This is a genomic window from Bacteroidota bacterium, assembly GCA_016721765.1.
Classification (GTDB): Bacteria; Bacteroidota; Bacteroidia; order UBA4408; family UBA4408; genus UBA4408.
Genome location: JADKHO010000002.1, coordinates 79350 through 99043, shown reverse-complemented (window position 1 = coordinate 99043; position 19694 = coordinate 79350). Strand labels below are relative to the sequence as shown.

Sequence of the window (19694 nt, the reverse complement as noted above, 5' to 3'; positions counted from 1 at the left end):
ACAGCTCAATAACTACTCACTAACAAAATAGGAAAAAGCAGCCGCTACATTTGTGGCATAACTAAAACCAAGAATTAATTCCTATGAAAATGAAAAGCCATGATTTGATTTTAATAGTTACCCTCCTTGCTATCCTTGCGGCATGTAACATTAGTAAGAAAAATACTAAAACAGAAACGACTCCTTCAACGTCAAAAGCTCCTTCTTCAAGCTCCGAAAATTTTGTTTTTGTAAAACCTGCCACTGGAATTTATCCGCCCGAAGAAAAGGATCTAGCTGCAATCCAACAACAATTTAACGATGTTACACTGAGCAAATTGAAACAAGGTCATTTCCTTTATTCTAAAGGATCCTGCATTAATTGCCATAGCGCTTTCAGCATATATGAACGCAGTGAATCCAAGTGGAAAACAATTATTGATGAAATGGCGAAAAGAGCCTTTTTATCGTCCGAACAAAAAGATGCAGTGTATAAATACGTACTGGCTATGAAGGCCGGTCAATCCAAATAAACCGTTAACTGAAAAAACTATGAAAACAAAACTTTTTGTATCGCTTTTACTTTTCTTGTTTATTGCAGCTGTAGCACAAGACAGCATTTTCAATGCTTCAGGAGGATCGAATTCGAAGAATCAAAAAGAAATCCATGAGAAGGCAAGCAATGAAAGTAAATTCGTTTACAGAGGAAGATTCAATCCTGCTGCCCAAAAAGAAATCCTTGAAACAGCAAGCTATGTGAGTGATATTTCTCCTGAACTTTGGACAAGGCTGTCCATGCCGCGTAAGGAACGCTTCAGATTGGATTCGTTGAGAAAAATTGTTTACCCATTGGGCTATTACCTCTATCCTATTGGTGGATATAACAGTGCAGTGGAATATGTTTCCGTTGAAATTTCCTCTACCCACAAAGACTTGGTCTTAACTGCAAGCAACGTATGCGATCAATTAACAACATTACAAAAAAGCATTTTATTCAAAGCGGAATTTGGAGAAGAGTTATCCGTAAAAATTAAATTCCGCTTAAAGAATTTGAATAGCCGACAACAAAATTCAAACCCAATAATTACAGGATCAACAACAGTGACCGTTATCCCAAATAGTGAAGCAAGCTTTCCTGGAGGATATAGCAGAATGAGCCGATACATCAATGACCATGTCAGAGCTGCCGCTTCAACAAAAAATGTATTTGATAGCTTGCAAGGTGCTGTTTTAAATTTTACTGTTAATCCACGAGGACAATTAACGCATGTTTCATTGATTGGAGTAAGCAACAAAAGCGAGGCTGCACAAATAATCCTGAAGGTATTCTCAGGCATGCCGCTCTGGAATCCGGCAAGCAACAAAGGCCAAAATGTAGCACAAAAATTTAGTATTCCTCTTGGGAATATTGGATGTTAAATTCCTAAATACATCACCTACAAAGCTCAGTACCCACGAAGCTTTGCTTCGTTAGGTTTATAACTTGTAGAGCTCTGCTCGGCATAATAGCACCTTGTTTCTCGCGCAAGTCTGCGACTTGTGCGTGTATGTAAATCTTTTTTCAAAGATTATATTGATTTTTTCAAGAAGTTCAAGATCACTCTTTCACTTAACTCCAGCAGATTCTTATAGATGTTATTGGAATTATTTTTTGGATTACTACTTGGTTTCATTAAGCTTTACTAGATTTAATTACAATAACGCACAAGTCGCAGACTCGCGCGAGAGGGAATCGGACCGACCGAATATCGAACCAAAACAATGCTGATATTGATATTTTGATGAGGGTAAAAAATTGAATAGAAGCGAATTAGGAATTTGCTTTGAAGATATTCGAAACCAGTTTAAGATAGGTACCAGGATAAATTTGAGATAAAAAGAGGCTGCTCAAAATTATGAGAAAGCCTCTTTTTTTAAATTTTAAAATCTCTTATTTCAACATGAACTTTGTTCTGTAAATAGTTCCATTAACCAGCGCTTCAGCCATATAAACTCCGGGTGCCAATGCAACTTCAGGTTTGATGGTTAGGATCGCTTCTTCTTTGGTGATGATCTCTGCGCGATATACTTTTTCACCGACCATATTATAGATAGCAACCTGAACTTTTTGGTTCGCTGCTTCTATGCCCTGAAGTTCTATCGAATATTGTTCTCCTAATCCAACCGGGTTAGGATAAACACTCAGGCTCAATAAACCTGCTGCTGATTCTACACCCTCCTGTGCAAAGGCGGAGTAACGTGGAACCGTAGCTCCTGTAGTAAAAGTACAAGCAGGGCCTTCTGCACTCCATTGACCCGCATAGTAAGCCACTTTTATTGTGTAGGTCGCATTTGGAAGCAGGTTTTGCTGTCCGCAGCACACCAGTGTTCTGGAAAGATTAAAAGTGTTGTTTGCATTGAAGTTGTAGAAGGTTTTGTTATAAGCAACTCCCCCTACATTCTGAATATGAAATGCATACTGGGCTGCAGCTGGAATAACCAAGCCTCCAACAGTATTCAGTGCGTATACTGTAGCATTGAACTGGCCTGTTCCAAGTGTCACACCGCAAAGTGCAGGCACATTGGCTTGTGGTGCTGCAGGAGTGGTGATCGTACATGCTAGGCCATAGTTTAACCAAACCCCACCCACATAAGCTTTCACTCTCACGCTGTAAGTTGTTGCGTATTTTGGTCCACCCGGTGCAACGTTGTTCGGTATCCAGATCATGCGATAATCTGTATTTGCATTATTCCTGTAAACCGTGTTCAGGTAACCCGGTGCACTGATTTCATACTGGTAATTGGTGGCTCCGTTAACAACTGTGGTGAAGAACTGATCGTTCATCGAGGTTAAGGTAATACCACAGCTTGTAAGGCTCGTTGTCGGCGGGGTTGCTGATAGATCCAGTTTACAGCTTGCCCCATAGTTACCCCATTCTCCTGCACGGTTACCAAAGTTCACTCCTGTTTTTCCAACCAAAGCACGTGTCTGAACTTCATAGCTATAACCAAAGCGGGGACGCTCAACCAGCGGTGAAGCTTGGTAAGCCCACAGCAGTCTGTAATCCAGGTTAGCATTATTGCGCTGGAAAGTTTGGTTATAATCATAACCTATTCCTGGAGTATCTTCCACTATTTTATACATATAGTCGTTTGCTCCGGATACTGAATCTGTAAAGAACCTGTCGTTCAGGTCAGTGATCAAATAATCACATGGGCCTGCAACAGTTGAGGGGTTATTACGCAAGTTAATGGAAGGGAATGGCCCAAGTGTTACAGGGCAGGATACTCCGTAAGGGCTCCAAACTCCGTCTTTATAATAAGCCACAGAAATGTTATAAGTATAACCATAAATTACTCCCGGTGCCCATTTCAAACGGTAATCAATATTGCCATTATTTCGGTAATGTTCAAAGTTGTAACTGGCCTGTCCACCTGTTCCCACTATTTTATAGCGGTAGTTGGTAGCACCCGCAATCGGCTGAACAAATAGCTGATCATACATACTCGGTATGGTCGTACAGGAAGCAACAGCTAAACCCGTAACTGTAACTTCCTTCACCCTGATTTCATCAATATAAAGGCTGGCCTGGTTGGCAGTACTATAGGCATGGAAACCAAAGTAATAAGTTCCTGAAAAAGCAGGTAAGAAATTAGAGGTTGAATCTAAAACATAAGCTACATTCTGAATATTAGTTTTTGTATAAATAGATGAACTCAGCATCATCGTTGCTACATCTGGAGAATTTCCTGAAAATATTTCGAGCCGCTCAGTATTGGAAACATTGGTGCCCCGATACCAGAAAGAAAGACGGTACAATCTACCGGCCTGGAGATTTAGCGGTGCGGTGTAAAACCAATCATCTTTCGGGCTTATTCCATCTGCATTGGCATCGATAGCCATGTGATTGTTCCCGCTTTTAGGAGCTGTTGAGGAAGTTTCCCACTGTTTCACATCTGGTGGATAATTATCATTGCTGATGCTCATCCCGCAAAACAGTGCCGGGGGAACAGCATCTTCAAATCCATACATATAGGGTGCCCCATGTTGAGGTGTAAAGGGAGCGATGTTGCCAGGGTCGAAAGTTACTGCGATCGTATCAGAATAAGCGGTACATCCATTCAGGTCGGTATCGCTTACGCGGAAAGTGCCCGGTTGGGTAACGACTATACTTTGAGTTGTTTCAAGAGTTGACCAGAGAATCGATGTACCCGGAGAGGATGTGAGTGTTACACTTCCACCCCTGCAAAGTTGAATAGGCCCATTCATTATAACGACAGGTATAGGCGGGCCGGGATTTATATTTACAGTTACTGTTATGCTTATGCAGCTTGTAGTTCCACATGGCCCGGTATATCTTACGAAATAAGTGGTAGTAACGGGTGGCGTAACAGAAATGCTGCTACCAGTGCCCACTAATGTTCCGCCACAGGAACCGGTGAACCATTGTGCTGTTCCGCCCGGGCCGGGATTACCACCGTTTACCGTGAGCGTTGTACTAGCACCGGTACAAATGTTTGTCGTTCCGGAGATCAACGTTGGAGGGGATTGGTTTGAAACAACAAGTACCTGGAAGGTACAACTGGCTGTATTTCCTGAAAGGTCGGTTGCCGTCAGGGTTATGGGGTGACTTCCTGGCCCAAGTACTGTTCCGGGCGCAGGAATTTGTGTAATGCTTGCGATTCCACAATTATCTGATGCCTGTGCTCCATTAAGTGCCGCCTGTAGCGTAAAGTTCGCAGCGCCCCAACTCGCATTCAGACCGTTATTGGGAATACTGATTGAATAGTTTACACTGCTTCCGGGAGCAGGATTAGTAAAGTTCTGACATACTTGCACACTACAACTTTTCACAGGTACACAACCAGTTCCGTCATCTTCAAAAGGATTAAAGCAAACCTGCACCGAAGCTGGATAATTGCCGAAACTGTATTGTTGTGAAAATTGCAGGAATGGTGTATTGGTATAACAAATGCCATACTGCGGATAGTTTGTATATGCAAGGCCATTAACCCTTAGTGCCCGCATAGGTTCGGGAGCCCCCCCCAAGAACCCGTCAGTGCAGTTAGTTCCGGATGAGCTGCTGTTTACAGTGAGATTCAAATTCACAGCAGTTGATGAAGTATAATCTGCGAGAATATGCTGGCAGGTGTTGTTTATGGTAACATTTGGTGGGCAGGTAATCACCGGAGGAGTCACATCCACAACATTCACCAAGAAGGTACAGGGTGTAGAGTTCCCTGAAGGATCAGTGGCAATCAAAGTAACTGCCTGGGTGCCCACGCCAAGGACAGTTCCCGGAGGTGGTGACTGTGTAAGCGTTACCGGCCCGCAATTATCGGTTGCAATCGGTACGACAGCCGAAGCCTGGAGTGTGAACGTTACTGTACCCCAGCTTGCATTTAGCCCATTATTGGGAATGCTCAAAGTATAGGTCAGACTATTTCCGGGAGCAGGAGTGGTAAAATTCTGACATACCTGCACACTGCAACTTTTCACAGGCACACAACCTGTTCCATCATCTTCATAAGGATTAAAACAAACCTGTACAGTGGAAGGATAATTCCCAAGATTATATTGCTGCGTAAATTGTAGGAACGGTGGATTGGTATAACAGATGCCATACTGTGGATAGTTGGTATATGCAAGGCCATTAACCCGCACTGCCCACATAGGTTCGGGGGCTCCCCCCAGGAATCCGTCAGTGCAAGTAGTTCCGGATGAGCCACTATTAACGGTCATGGAAAGATTTACAGTCGCGCCAAGGGTATAATTTCCCAACACAGCCTGGCACAAGTTATTCGCATTAAGCGTGGTATTAAGCGGACAAGTAAGCGTTGGAGGAGTAACATCCACTACGGTAATGTCGAAATCGCAGGTATCTGTTCCGGAGGCATCACCAGCGATAAGCGTGACAGTAGTTGTTCCGAGATTGAAAGTACTCCCGCTTCCGTCCCCGATGCCACTTCCTATGGTAGCACCGCTGAAGGAATAGATTACAAATGGAGGAGGTATCCCGTTGAGTGTTGGGGAATAATTTACAACAGCATTGCAACTTGCATTTGCATTCACAACAGTATCATTCGGGCAAGTGATGAACCCGATTTGAACTGATTGCATGGAAAGCGCGGTATTACTTACCAGCAGTGAACCATGAAAAAAAAGTAGAAGGAAGAAATTCAGGTAATGCTTCATAAGAGTAGAGATTAAATGAATGCAGGCACTTTTGAATTTCATCAAACTTACAAAATTTGATGGATAAGTAAAATTTAATTGCGCCAGATTTTTGTTGTCAATCTTGTGAGGAAAAAGGAGAGATTTATTATTGATTAACAGGCACATCTGTGCACTTTGGTGATCCCATATATAAAGAGTAAAAGGAAAATAGAAAACAGCGAATTCGATTTATAAGAAAAATCAGATTTGGTGAAAAGAAAAGTCGAACTCCAAGGCTAAATCAAGCCGTACTTCTATCCCTCAACAATGGCAATTTTCCGCAAAAAGAAAAACCGAACAACTCTCTGAAATATTTGAGTTGTCCGGTTTAGTGGAGCCAAAAGGACAAAAGTCGAACTTTTTAAAGGAAGATTTGAAAAGTTTAGAGCAATAAAAAACTACTCTAAATTAAATAAGTATAGTTGTACTAAGAAGCATTACCGCTCTTTTACCACCTTCCTAATGAAAACATCCATGCCATCATAAATTGATTCAATCATTGTGAGATTAGCAATTAATTGATCTTCTCTATTCAGTGAGACTGTAGTTAAGATTATTAAATATTGTAATTCTACTTTAATCCCTTCAGATACAATTTTACTTTCTTCAAAAATTGATACTTCTTACTTATCGAAACATAAGTTTAAGTATGATGAATAAAAATCATAAAATGATTTTATTCTCGTAAAACGAGTTTTAAAATTAACTTTGAAATAAGAAAACTTATACACCCAATGAATATTTTAGAGCATTTTAGACTCAATGAAGAAAAGGAAGAATATGAAAAGGTAATTGCAAACATTGATGCCGGTGTAACTTTTAAGGGAACTAATCTCTGGGTGCTGGTGTTTGCAATTTTTATTGCTTCTCTAGGATTGAATGTGAACTCTACTGCTGTTATTATTGGTGCAATGCTGGTTTCTCCATTGATGGGTCCTATTATGGGACTTGGTATGGGAATGGCAATTAATGATTTAAGTCTTTTGAAAAAGGCTTTGTATAATTATTTATTTGCAGGCGCAGTTGGCCTCGCTACCTCTACTTTTTATTTTTTAATTTCTCCTATTAATGATGCCCACTCAGAAATACTAGCAAGGACTTCTCCAACTATTTACGATGTTTTAATTGCTTTTTTTGGAGGATTAGCTGGAATACTTGCTACTTCAAGTAGGCAGAAAGGTAATGTAATACCAGGAGTTGCCATTGCTACCGCTTTGATGCCACCACTTTGTACAGCAGGGTATGGATTAGCTACTTTGCAATTTAGTTTCTTCTTTGGTGCATTTTATTTGTTTATCATAAATACGGTGTTTATTGCACTTGCAACACTTATTACTGCAAGACTTTTGAAATTTCCATTTAAACATTTGCCTGAAAAACAGGATGAGATAAAGGCAAAAAGAGTAGTCTGGGTAATTACGATTATTACTGTACTACCAAGTATTTATTTGGGTTATGATATAGTTCAACAAAATAAATTTATAGCAAGAGCAAATAAATTTATTGAAAATGAGGCTGTTTTTCCAAATGATTATTTGCTGAAAAGGAATATCGATACAAAACATAAGACCATAACATTAATCTATGGTGGGCAATATATTGAAGCTGCTCAAATAAATTTATTAAAGAATAAACTACCGAATTATAGTATTGATACTGCAGCATTAAAAATCCAACAAGGCTTTGCATACCTTAAAGAAAATAAAGTGGATGAAGATGGTAATCAATTGCTGCTCAAGGAAAGGGAAAAACAAATTCAGATACTATTATTAAAAATGGATAGTTTAAATAATCAACGTATATTGAGCAAACAGATTTTTAAGGAAGTAAAGACCCAATACCCAATTATACAATCGGTCATATTGCAACCGGTGTCGAATGTTAGCGATAGTCTTCAAAATATTGTTTGGTTGGCTATTGTAAAATCATCCGGTGAGATGGATGAAAAGGAAAAGATTAAAATCCAAAAATGGATGTTAGTTCGCTTGAAGATAACTAATATGAAGGTAATTTTTGAAGAGTGAAAGAAAGAGAAAAAATAGATAATGCACTAAGTGGTTTTTATTTCTATTCCGGAATTGGTTGGCATTTATTACCACCCAATGAGCGCAAATATTTTGAGGAAAATTCAAAAAAAATTCTCTTGAAAAAAGGAAAAATATTATTTAAGCAAGGGAGTTTTCCAAATGGAGTTTATGTTTTAAGAACGGGTAAATTAAAAGTCTATCAACAAAACTACGATGGCTCAATACAAATACTTTTTATTTATGCGGCTAACGAAGTTTTTGGATATCGCCCAATACTTAGTAATGAATACCAACCTCTAAATGTAGCTGCTATTGAAAATTGTGAATTACTTTTTCTTGAGCGAACTTTTTTTCTTGAATTACTAAAAAAATCTCTTTCACTTTCGAATCAACTTCTTGTGAGTCTAAGCCATGAATTTACTGTGCTTACCAACCGCTTAAATGTATTTGCTCAAAGAGGAATTAAGGAAAGACTCGCACTTGCGCTTCTAATTTTAAATGAAAAATTTAGAACTGCTGAAAATAAGGATGGCATTTCAGAAATTAAAATGAACAGAACAGATTTAGCAAATTATGTTGGAACCTCTCTTGAAAATTTAGGTCGCACGCTTACTACATTTAAAGAAAAAAAAATCATTAGTACGAAAGGAAAAATCATTTTTATAGAGCATTTTGAAAATTTATTTGCTCTTACCGCCCTATAATAAATTTCATTATTTCAACATTCTACCAAAAGTTTGACATCCGTCAAATTTATCCCAATCACTTGCCTTTACATTTGTTAAGTGAGTTTAGAAACCTATTTCTAAACCTTCAAAAAATCAACACCATTTGGAATAATGACAAAATTTAAAAGTGAGAATATCTTAAAAAAAATAAGAACCCGTACGCTTGAGCTTGAAGATTATAAAGTTATCACAAGTTTACAGCTACTCTGCTTTCCTGAAATGATACCTTGGAAGTTAGAACAATTTAAAAACATAGTTGAAATATTTCCGGAAGGGCAGATTTGCATTGAATATAATGGCGATATAATTGCCTCCTCCTGTTCCCTCTTAATCGACAGCAGCAAATATTCAGATTCATCAAGCTGGCATGAACTTACCGACAATGGATATATTAACAATCACCAAAAGGATGGAGATACACTTTATGGGATGGAGATTATGGTACACCCGGATTTTAGAAATATGAAACTCGCGAGAAGAATGTACGAGATACGCAAAAAAACGGCTGTTCAATTAAATGCAAAAAAGATTTCTATTGGAGGTAGAATTCCAAATTACCATAAGCATCAAAATGAAATGAATGTTTATGATTATGTGAATGCTGTGACTGATAAAAAGATATTTGATCCGGTGCTTACAACACAATTAGCAAATGGCTTTTCTCTAAAAAAAGTATTACCCAATTACCTTCCAAATGATAAGGAGTCTTGTGGTTACGCTACCTATCTCGAATGGACAAATTTTCAATACAGTGATTTATTGGAACACAATGGGTCACGATACGTCAGGGTTGCCGCTGTGCAATACCAGATGCGTACAATTAATAATTTCGAGGAATTTGCTACACATTGCGAATATTTTGTTGATGTGGCATCTGATTACCGCAGCGATTTTGTTGTATTCCCTGAAATGATTACCATGCAATTGCTCTCGTTTATGCCAAATGAACAGCCTGCTAAATCAGCAAGACGTTTAAGTGAATTTACCGATGAATATGTAAAACTCTTCAATCACCTATCTGTCAAATACAACATTAACATTGTTGCCGGATCACATCTAAATGTAGAACATGATGACCTATATAATATATCTTATTTATTCCGAAGAGATGGAACCATTGGAAAGCAATATAAAATTCAAATTACTCCTCATGAGAAAAAATGGTGGGGTGTAAAGGGTGGAAATAAAATTGAAGTTTTTGATACCGACTGTGGAAAAATTGCCATTGCAATTTGTTACGATGTTCAATTCCCTGAACTTGTTAGGATTGCTGCAGTGAAAGGAGCTCAAATTCTTTTTGTTCCTTACAATACAGATGAACGCAGAGGATATTTAAGGGTTAGGTATTGCGCTCAAGCCAGGGCAATTGAAAATCAAATGTATGTTGCAATTACAGGTTGTGTTGGCAACCTTCCAAGAGTAGAAAATTTAGACATACATTTTTCACAATCCGCAATATTCACTCCTTCAGATGTGGAGTTTTCCCGAGAAGGAATTGCGACAGAAGCAACGCCTAATACTGAAACAATTATTTACCAAGATTTAGATTTGCAATTACTCAAAAGAAACCGAGAATATGGTACTGTGCAGCCATGGAATGATCTCAGAAGTGACTTATATGAAGTAATTCAAAAACACAATGAATCAAGCGGTATTTCTGTTACTCCCGGAGGAAAAGTAAAACCTAATAATCAGATAAGTGTAATTAACCGATAAGATGAAATACCATGAAAAATTTTAAACTAAATACCATTCTTGTGCCTACTGACTTTTCAGAAACTGCTCAAAATGCATTAATTCATGCGATTTCACTTTCAAAAAAGTCTTTTGCAAAAGTTGTACTTCTTCATGTTGTCGAATCTCCTGTTTTTGTTTCACCGATAGACATGCTTTCCACGGGTTATATCATTACCCAAATGAACGATGATTCAAAGGCAAACCTCAAATTCATGTCTGATAAACTTGTGAAAGAACATAATATTGAAATAGAAATCGCATCGTATAGTGGTAATGTTTTCGATAATATAATTCAAGCCGTATATACTTATGATGCAGATTTAATTGTAATGGGTTCAAATGGCACAACTGGACTAAAGGAATGGTTATTTGGAAGCACCGCATTTAATGTTGTAGATACCGCACTAGTACCGGTATTAACTTTTAGTTTAAATTCCAATAAATGCAATTTCAAAAAAATAGTCTTCCCCTTTAATGACAATCTCCTCACCCTTAAAAAAATTGAACAAGTGATGGTTCTTGCAAAAATAGTTAATGCAACAATATTGCTTTTTGGGTATACTGATAGTCACTTAATTTCAAATATGTCGATTATGAGGATAAAAGGAAATAACCTACAAAAAATATTTGCAGATGAGGGTATTTCAAGTTCTTTAACCCTTTCACATGGAGATAATTATGCTGATGAGATTCTGAAATTTGCGAACTCTGAATATGCAGATATTATAACTGTTGTTGCAAGCAAAAACCATGGCACTGACAAGGATTTTAAATTAAAACCGGATAGAAAATTGGTAAACCATTCAGGAATCCCTGTACTATGTGTACCTGTTCAAGAATGAAGATACTTTATCGTAATTAATCTGCACGCACTAAACATTAAAATATATAATGATCTCATAGAGTTAGTATGCAAGAACTGCAAAATTCTCCTACAATATAATGTAATGATACTACAAGCAGCTGTTGTTTTATAAAAATGCCCCGATTTAGATTACAACAACCTGTTTTGCTAAATTACATTAACTTGTGGAAACGAAAGTACGAATGCTAAAGCAAAGGAAGATAGCTATGAATTTACTTTAGATAGAGCAGTTAAGGGTATACTCAAAAGCGCAGGAAAACAGTTCAAGGAAATAAAGAACAGTACCAATTCAATAAATATACTCTACTTCAATTTAGATGTATATTTGACGAAAATTCAAAATGGATATTTTTCACTTAATTTCCTTAATAATTGTAATATCAGCAGCGTTTGCTTACTTGAATTTTCGTTTTTTGAAATTGCCAGCCTCCATTGGTTTGATGCTTATGTCTCTTGGGCTCTCGATACTTGTATTAGTAGTTGGGAATTTCTTTCCTTCAATCAAGCAAAAAATTGCAACAGAGTTATTGGGAATCAATTTTAGTGATTTGTTACTTGAAGGTCTGTTGAGTTTCATGCTCTTTGCAGGTGCAATACATGTAAAATTCGCTGATTTAAAATCGGAAAAGCTGAACATTCTACTTTTATCAACTGTCAGCGTTTTAATAAGCACATTCGTAATTGGCTTTTCAACGTTTTACTTATTTAATTTTTTAGGAATTAAAGTTCAAATAATTCATTCACTCTTATTTGGAGCTTTAATTTCACCAACTGATCCAATTGCTGTTTTGAGTATTCTTAAAAGTGCTGGTGTTTCAAAATCATTGGAAACAAAAATGGCGGGAGAATCACTTTTTAATGATGGAGTTGCCGTTGTTGTGTTCATTACAATTCTTCAATTTGCTGTGCCAAATGCAAACATTACCATTTCTAACGTTTTGCTGCTGTTTGGACAGGAAGCTTTGGGAGGCCTAATTTTAGGACTTGCAATTGGATGGATAAGCTTTAAACTTATAGCGAGTATTGATAATTACCAAGTTGAAGTTTTAATTACATTGGCCATGGTTATGGGAGGCTACACACTGGCACATTACCTACATGTATCAGGTCCCTTGGCAATGGTTGCAGCAGGAATTATTACGGGCAATAAAGCAAGAGATTTTGGTATGTCAAAAATTACTACTGAATACGTGGATAAATTTTGGGAACTCGTTGATGAAATTTTGAACGCAATACTTTTTGTTATCATGGGACTTGAACTCTTGCTGATTAAATCAAATGCAACTTTGATTTTTGCGTCCTTGCTCATGGTTATTATAAGCATTATCACCAGGTATTTTTCAATTTTTATTCCTGCATTTTTTGTTCATATCAACGAAAAAATGAATCAGAAGGTTTTAATTATTCTCACCTGGGGAGGACTGAGAGGTGGTATTTCAATTGCCCTAGCGCTATCTATTCAGCCCAATATGGATAAAGATATTTGGGTAACCGCTACTTATATTATTGTATGTTTTTCAATTCTTGTTCAAGGTCTAACGGTTGGCAAATTAGCCCAAAAATTAAAGTAAGCTTATCCAATGAGATTTATTCAGGTAATAAAAAGAATTCATCAAATTATTGAATGGACACAATTACGTCTCAATAAGAAACAATTCATTTTGTTATCGAGCGTTCTTGTTGGCCTTTCCGTCGGACTAGCTGCAATTGTTTTAAAAACATTCGTTCATTATATTTTTGTGGCTGCTACCTATAATCATTTTGGGCATAACAAATATATTTTTATTGCACTACCTACCTTGGGGATATTCCTAACAGTGTGGTTGGTGCAGAGAATATTTAAAGGGAAATTAGATAAAGGTATTTCTCAAATTCATTATTCAATTGCAAAAAAATCAAGTTTTGTTCCCAAAGAACAAATGTATGCTCAAATTTTAACGAGTTCATTAACTGTTGGCTTTGGTGGGTCTGCAGGGCTAGAGGCACCCATTGTGATAACTGGTGCTGCCTTTGGGGCAAATTATTCTAAAACTTATCATCTTAATTATAAAGAACGTACCTTATTGCTAGCATGCGGAATTGCTGCCGGTATCGGGGCAGCATTTAATGCTCCTATTGCAGGAGTCCTCTTCGCCCTTGAGGTTTTACTTATTGATATTAGTATTTCAGCATTTACACCACTCATTATTTCTGCAGCAACCGGTGCTCTTATTTCTGAAATTATTCTTCAAGATAATATTTTATTATCCTTCAAGTTGCAGCAACCTTTTAATTATAACAATGTTCCGTTTTATATTCTTTTAGGCTTGCTTGCCGGTTTAATTTCAGTGTATCATTCCAGAGTTTTTAGCAAAATAGAAGGCTTATTTAGTAAATCTATTAACTCAGTTTATTTAAATGTAGCAATTGGTGGAATCGCTTTAGCATTTTTACTTTTTATTTTTCCATCTCTTTTTGGCGAAGGCTATCAAAGCATTAAAATGCTTGCAATGCAAAAACCGCAGAATTTATTGGACCATAGTTTTTTTCAAAATTATAAAAGCAATGAATGGTTTGTTTTAGTAATGGTTGGAGTTTTAATATTTGTAAAAGCCATAGCAACTGCCTTAACCTTAGGAAGTGGCGGAAATGGTGGAAATTTTGCCCCAGCTCTTTTTGTTGGTTCCTACCTGGGATTCTTTGTTTCACACCTTTTAAATCTCTTGCACCTAACTAATTTGCCTGAAAGCAATTTCACACTTGTTGGCATGGCCGGAATACTCAGTGGTCTTTATCATGCTCCACTTACCGCAATATTCTTAATCGCAGAGATAACAGGAGGATACACTTTAATGATTCCGTTAATGATTGTTTCTTCCATCAGTTATGCAATTTCAAAATACTTTGAAACCTATTCAATGGATACTAAAAAGCTAGGTCAAAGCGGGAAAATTTTCACATATGACAGAGATCATAATATTTTAACAACTATTCGAACAACGAATTTGGTCGAAACCAATTTTCAAAAAATAAATCCCGATGACACTTTGGGCCATTTAGTTGAAATTATCTCTAAATCTAAAAGGAATATTTTCCCTGTTACCAATGATAAAAATAAATTGTTAGGTATTATCATTCTTGATAATATCCGCGATATAATGTTTAAGAATGATATGTACTCTAAAGTAACAGCCAAAGAATTAATGACCAACCCACCGGCACTGCTATCGTCTACTCAAACAATGGAATCGGTAATGAAAAAATTCGATGAAACCGGAGCTTGGAATTTGCCGGTTATTGACAATGGTTTATACATTGGTTTCATTTCTAAGTCGAGTGTGTTTTCAAGCTACAGAGCAAAATTAAAAGCAGGAACCATTGCCTAATTTTAGTAAAAGGTTAAACAAATGTTTTCAATAGAGAACTTGCAAGTTTACATAAAAGGACAATAAAGAACTATACTGGGAAATGTGGGGAAAACACACAAAACAAAAACCGTAAATAACTAATAAATAGCTACTTACGGTTAAAGGTTGTGGAGCCAACCGGACTAAAATCGAACTTAATCAGTTCTGATTTAATTCTTTTAACAAGTATAAATTCTTCAATATAGTAAGGTATCAATGCGCGAATAAACATGAGAATAAGAAAAAACAAAAAGAGAATAATTACTTTTCGCACTCATTCTGTTTTTGTAGGCTTCATGGATGAAATATCGAACCATTTTCCATAAAATATTATGGTTATTGCTGCTTTGAAATTATTTATAACATCTTAAAAGAAATAAACCATTTTATCCAAAAATATATATTCACCAAGGGTGTTTGTTAGTAAAGGAGAAAATGATTTTATTTTTCAACCGAAAATTTTCCACTTGCAAAATGCTTTCCTGAAATACTTTCAATTTTGAAGAAGTAATAGCCGGAATTCAATTTTTGAGTTGATACTTTGGATGAAAGTTTTTGAATTTCTTTTGTATGAACCAACTGCCCAATTGAATTGTAAATAGTAAGACATAACTTATCTTGTTGCAGAATTTCTCCCAAAAATTGGAATTGAATTTCGTCTACAGCTGGATTTGGAAAAACCATCCAATTTTGTTGGTTATTGGCATAAGTATTTTGAATTCCAATAATATTTCCTGTAGAATCTATAGCTGTGATTGAAAAGCCATGAAGCGTATGAAAATAGGTATCATAGGATCCTAGTAAAATTATTCTATTATCTTGAGTAACTTTAGTAGCGATTGCGCATTCAATAGGATAATTGTGAATGGATCTTTCCCATATGGTGTGGTATAAAGAATCCAAGAGCACCACGACCATTTCTGATTCAAAAAAATTTTTAATTCTTTTTCCGCAAACAACAAAATTCTTATTTGGTAACCGCTCAATCATTGTCACAAAATCAAAAAGAGAATCATTTATCACCTTAAAGGGTAGAGGTTGTCCATTTTGATTAATTTCTGTAAGTATGTATTCTGCTTGAGTGTTCTGGTTAGGCAGACCTGGCCAATATGTGAGTATTGAAATCAGGGTATCATTATTCTTCCAAAATGCATTTTTCTTGAATGCAGATCGATATACATAGCAAGTAGGGTAAATTCCAATTGTACTATTGCCATTTGAGTCAAGGAAGCTTATGGAGGAACCTCCACCGTATCTTATTGAAGATATCAGCAAATTGCCATTAATTTCTTCTTTAACTTCTGCAGGGGTATTATATTCGCCTAGGTTTTTTGCCCATTTGATATTGAAAAGTGAGTCAACCCTGATGTTTCTTTCACGGGGCGAGTATGGATTTTTACAAAAAACAGAACTTAGCAGGAGGTCACCATCCTTCAGAAGTGTAATTTGTCTTATAGTAGTTACTGAATCTTTAAATTCCTTTTTCCAAAGTAGGTTTCCTGAATCGTTAATTTTTGCAACCACTCCATATTGAGGGAGTGAGTCCGGTAGGAATGTCCCACCGATATAATAGTTTCCATTACCAGCGGGAACAATACAGTAAAAGGTGGATAAAATAGTATCATAGTCAGACTTTGTCCATAAAGTATCACCTTGTTGGTTGAGCCGTATGAGCTGAAAAAATGCACTTCGGTTTTCAATTGCTTGACGCGCTAATAAAAATCCACTATCCGATAGCGCGACAATATCGCTTTGGAAATTATCGCTGGCACCGGAATAGTATCGCTGAAATAAAGATTGGGACTCACAGTTTAAAGAAGCTGAGAATAAGAAACAAAATATGAATTTTACAATATCTTTCATTGTGTGTTTCCGTTTGAGTCTGTCTTCAAGAATATAATTTTTGTGAAAGGACCATAATTTGTAGTTGTACCAACAATTGCAAAACCGCCATCTTTCAAAGCAATCATTGCACTTCCACTTTCAGAGAATTCACCTTCGAAACGTTTTATCCATAAAATGTTTCCTAATGTATCAGTCTTAATTAATTTGAAAGAATTTTGTTTGTTTTCCCAGTTCGAATTTGGTTTACTATCTCTCAATAACAAGGCATAGCCCTCTAAGCCGGGAGTTGTCACTTCTGCCATAATTGCACCATAAGCATATGCCACGTCTTTTTTCCAAATTGTATTTCCCAGAGAATCCGTGAGTATAATACCATAGTGGTAGTGCATTAGTGAGTCTTGCCAATAGGCATTAATGAGATAATTTGAATTAGACAAAGCAATCACTGTAAGCGGGGTGCCGTCAACAAAAGTTTTCCAAGGACCACCAATACCTTCATATTTAGTAATAAAGGAAGAATCTGTAACATCTGAAGTACCAACAGTCACATATCCACCATCATTTGATTTTATGAAAGAGTTAACCCCACAACTACCTTCATTCAGGTAGTGATAAAGAATCAAGTTATCCGAAGTATCCATTTTAAAATAAGACCCATGAGGGTCAGAAGGGCAGCAATCTGTTCCTCTTTGGCTAACCACATAGCCTAAGCCATGGAGTTCAAAGTAGGTGCCTAAATATTGTTCTCCACCCCATACCTTTTCTTTTAAAAAAGCACCTGTTGAATCTAAGAGAAAGTATCTAGCTGCGTCATCTTCCCTGCTAGTAATTGCAAAGCCATGATTTTTCGTTTGTATTATGAAGCTTGGAGATGAAAAGTTTGTTGAAGTAAGGATAGTATTTTTAACCAACCGTGTCCAAAGTGTATCTCCATATTTATCAAATCGAATTACATTGATTCCGAATGCTGAACCTGCACAGACAGCATAGCCACTATCATGACAAAGACAAAAATAGGTGCCGGAGATATTACCACCACCACCGATTGTCCGCAGAAATTTAATTTGAGCGTTAGTGTTCAGTGAATTTAATAGAAAAGCAAGGCAGAATATTATTTTGCGCACTTTTAGAGAGTTTGTTACTATAAAGATATTAAAAAGATTCAGCTACAAACCCAAGAAAAAGAATTGTAGTGAGAAGCTATTGATGAAATATCAAACCATTTTATAGAAGATATAGGGGTTATTGCTGCTTAAAATTCACATTTGAAGATTTAAGGAGATTAACTTATCCCTATATTTAAGTCCTTTCCGTTTAACTTTATTCTTAGAAATTACCTCCCCCACTCGTCCGCGTTTGCAACGCATAACTACTTAACATTTTACAAGTTCTACTTACCTTTTGTCATTCACGTTTCTAACGCGAATGAAAAGTGCGGATTATTTAATTATGCTTAATTTTTTTGTCAGGGTACTTTTGCCAAAATCAACTCCAATAAGATAAAGTCCTTTTGTAATTGAATTTAATGGAATGTGAACACTTGAGTTTCCTGATGGCAATTCAGTAAGCTGATTAATTACAACTTGTCCCAAACTATTAAACAGCCTGATAGTGCAAATTCCTTTTTGTTCGATGTTTATCAAAATCTCAATATTATCAGTAGCCGGATTAGGATAAATCAAAAAATCAAAAGCATTTAATGAGGGCAAACTAACCGGAAGATAGCGATAATTATGTTCTTCGTAATCGTAATTCCCCATTGAGTCACCATTCCCGTAATAATATGTTGCAACCCTACCATTTGAGTAATAGGTATAAGCAGTACTGTTTCCTCCACCACCGTAATATATAAACTGCCTTCTTAACAGTTGGTTATTATTATTATAGATCCATGTTTCTTCAGACTCAGATTCCAAATTTGCAGGGGGGCCATACCATTCCATATGACGTATGAGCCTTCCAACTGTATCATAGCTATACTCATGTGAATATTTAGTAGTCCACAAATTTGTTGATTGGTCTTTGAGCTGTTTAATAATTAATGAATCCTTACCGCTTATATTTTTATAAGAAAGATCGCGTTGATATTGAATTCCTAAGTGATTTACTAAAAGTGTTTCCGGTAAGTTGCCACCATTCCCATAATAATAATTGAATTCCCATTGCTGAACCCAGACACCTGAAGATAAAATAGTTGGAATCATTCGAGATAGTTTATTGTCACTATCATAAGCATAGTCATACTTTATCCCTTTGGAAATGTTATTAATTAAATCATGGTCTATGAAGGTCATTGAAAGTAGACTATCAAAATCAGTGTAAATCCAACTTGTGTCTTGCTCCCTATTAATTGTTGAATTTGAATAATGAGTTTTTAATCCTTTCCCATTATAAGCGAATCTCTCATTAAGGAAATAGTTTCTAACACCGTTGACTTCATTCCACACTCGATATTTTATCTTTCTTTTATCAATATCATATTCTGAACTTTTAAACCAGGAATTGTTTTGTGTAGGATTATTGTTGTTGTAATAATTACCAACACCTTTATAAAATAAACCATCTGTGCCAATAGAATCTTTAATAATACTGTATTTTTCAAAACCCCAATCAGTACTGTCAATTCTAATAGAATCGATAGGAGTATAATAGGTTATTTGGGCTGTTAGTTTGGTGCAAAAAAATAATAAAAATAGTAGTGCATTACGCGTAACAAAGCCAATAAAACTTTTGAGAATATAATATTTTGAGAGCATTTGCATTTTTGGTATGTATTCAAAAGTAGTCAAAAATGGTTGATTTGAAGTAGCTTACAAGAAACACAGTTCACTAAAGAACGAGAAACAGAAACAAAATGAAGAAAAGCAAAGCGGGAATAATCGTTAATGCTCTCATTCCCGTTTCTTTGTGTGGGCTCTGTTGACGAAATAT

General features: G+C 36.4%; 13 protein-coding genes. 8 read left to right on the top strand and 5 right to left on the bottom strand.

Features of this window, described 5'->3' with window-relative positions:
* Positions 1-83: 83 nt before the first annotated feature.
* The gene (locus tag IPP32_08785; GenBank protein ID MBL0048171.1) at positions 84-512 is read left to right on the top strand and encodes a hypothetical protein; all 429 of its coding nucleotides are present in this window, start codon (positions 84-86) and stop codon (positions 510-512) included.
* Between the two features lie 19 nt (positions 513-531).
* Entirely contained in the window at positions 532-1398 is an 867-nt protein-coding gene (locus IPP32_08780) for a hypothetical protein (protein MBL0048170.1), read from the top strand.
* A gap of 511 nt (positions 1399-1909) precedes the next feature.
* Here the strand turns inward: IPP32_08780 and IPP32_08775 are convergent.
* The gene (locus IPP32_08775) at positions 1910-6154 is read right to left on the bottom strand and encodes an HYR domain-containing protein (protein MBL0048169.1); all 4245 of its coding nucleotides are present in this window, start codon (positions 6152-6154) and stop codon (positions 1910-1912) included.
* Between the two features lie 755 nt (positions 6155-6909).
* On the opposite strand from IPP32_08775, the gene IPP32_08770 reads away from it, so the two are divergent.
* From IPP32_08770 to IPP32_08745, 6 genes are all read left to right on the top strand, one after another.
* On the top strand, positions 6910-8199 hold the full coding sequence (locus tag IPP32_08770) for a DUF389 domain-containing protein (protein MBL0048168.1): 1290 nt from the start codon (positions 6910-6912) through the stop codon (positions 8197-8199).
* A complete protein-coding gene (locus IPP32_08765; protein MBL0048167.1) occupies positions 8196-8906 on the top strand; it encodes a Crp/Fnr family transcriptional regulator in 711 nt (236 codons plus the stop codon). Before IPP32_08770 ends, IPP32_08765 begins: the two co-directional genes overlap by 4 nt.
* A gap of 135 nt (positions 8907-9041) precedes the next feature.
* Positions 9042-10646 carry a GNAT family N-acetyltransferase gene (locus tag IPP32_08760; GenBank protein ID MBL0048166.1) on the top strand — a complete coding sequence of 535 codons (1605 nt, stop codon included), beginning with the start codon at positions 9042-9044 and terminating at the stop codon, positions 10644-10646.
* An 11-nt stretch (positions 10647-10657) separates the two neighbouring features.
* Positions 10658-11509 (top strand): universal stress protein, encoded by an 852-nt coding sequence (locus IPP32_08755; GenBank protein ID MBL0048165.1) that lies wholly within the window; start codon positions 10658-10660, stop codon positions 11507-11509.
* 364 nt (positions 11510-11873) lie between these two features.
* The gene (locus IPP32_08750; GenBank protein ID MBL0048164.1) at positions 11874-13103 is read left to right on the top strand and encodes a sodium:proton antiporter; all 1230 of its coding nucleotides are present in this window, start codon (positions 11874-11876) and stop codon (positions 13101-13103) included.
* Positions 13104-13112: 9 nt separating this feature from the next.
* Positions 13113-14897 carry a chloride channel protein gene (locus IPP32_08745; GenBank protein ID MBL0048163.1) on the top strand — a complete coding sequence of 595 codons (1785 nt, stop codon included), beginning with the start codon at positions 13113-13115 and terminating at the stop codon, positions 14895-14897.
* 130 nt (positions 14898-15027) lie between these two features.
* Here the strand turns inward: IPP32_08745 and IPP32_08740 are convergent, their stop codons facing one another.
* From IPP32_08740 to IPP32_08725, 4 genes are all read right to left on the bottom strand, one after another.
* Positions 15028-15192, bottom strand: coding sequence for a hypothetical protein (locus IPP32_08740; protein ID MBL0048162.1), 165 nt, complete (start codon positions 15190-15192; stop codon positions 15028-15030).
* A 167-nt stretch (positions 15193-15359) separates the two neighbouring features.
* Positions 15360-16781, bottom strand: a complete 1422-nt coding sequence (locus IPP32_08735; GenBank protein MBL0048161.1) for a T9SS type A sorting domain-containing protein — start codon at positions 16779-16781, stop codon at positions 15360-15362.
* Positions 16778-17887: a hypothetical protein gene (locus IPP32_08730; GenBank protein ID MBL0048160.1), complete on the bottom strand. Its 1110-nt coding sequence runs from the start codon at positions 17885-17887 to the stop codon at positions 16778-16780. Before IPP32_08730 ends, IPP32_08735 begins: the two co-directional genes overlap by 4 nt.
* A gap of 315 nt (positions 17888-18202) precedes the next feature.
* Positions 18203-19519 carry a T9SS type A sorting domain-containing protein gene (locus IPP32_08725; GenBank protein ID MBL0048159.1) on the bottom strand — a complete coding sequence of 439 codons (1317 nt, stop codon included), beginning with the start codon at positions 19517-19519 and terminating at the stop codon, positions 18203-18205.
* Between the last annotated feature and the right edge of the window lie 175 nt (positions 19520-19694).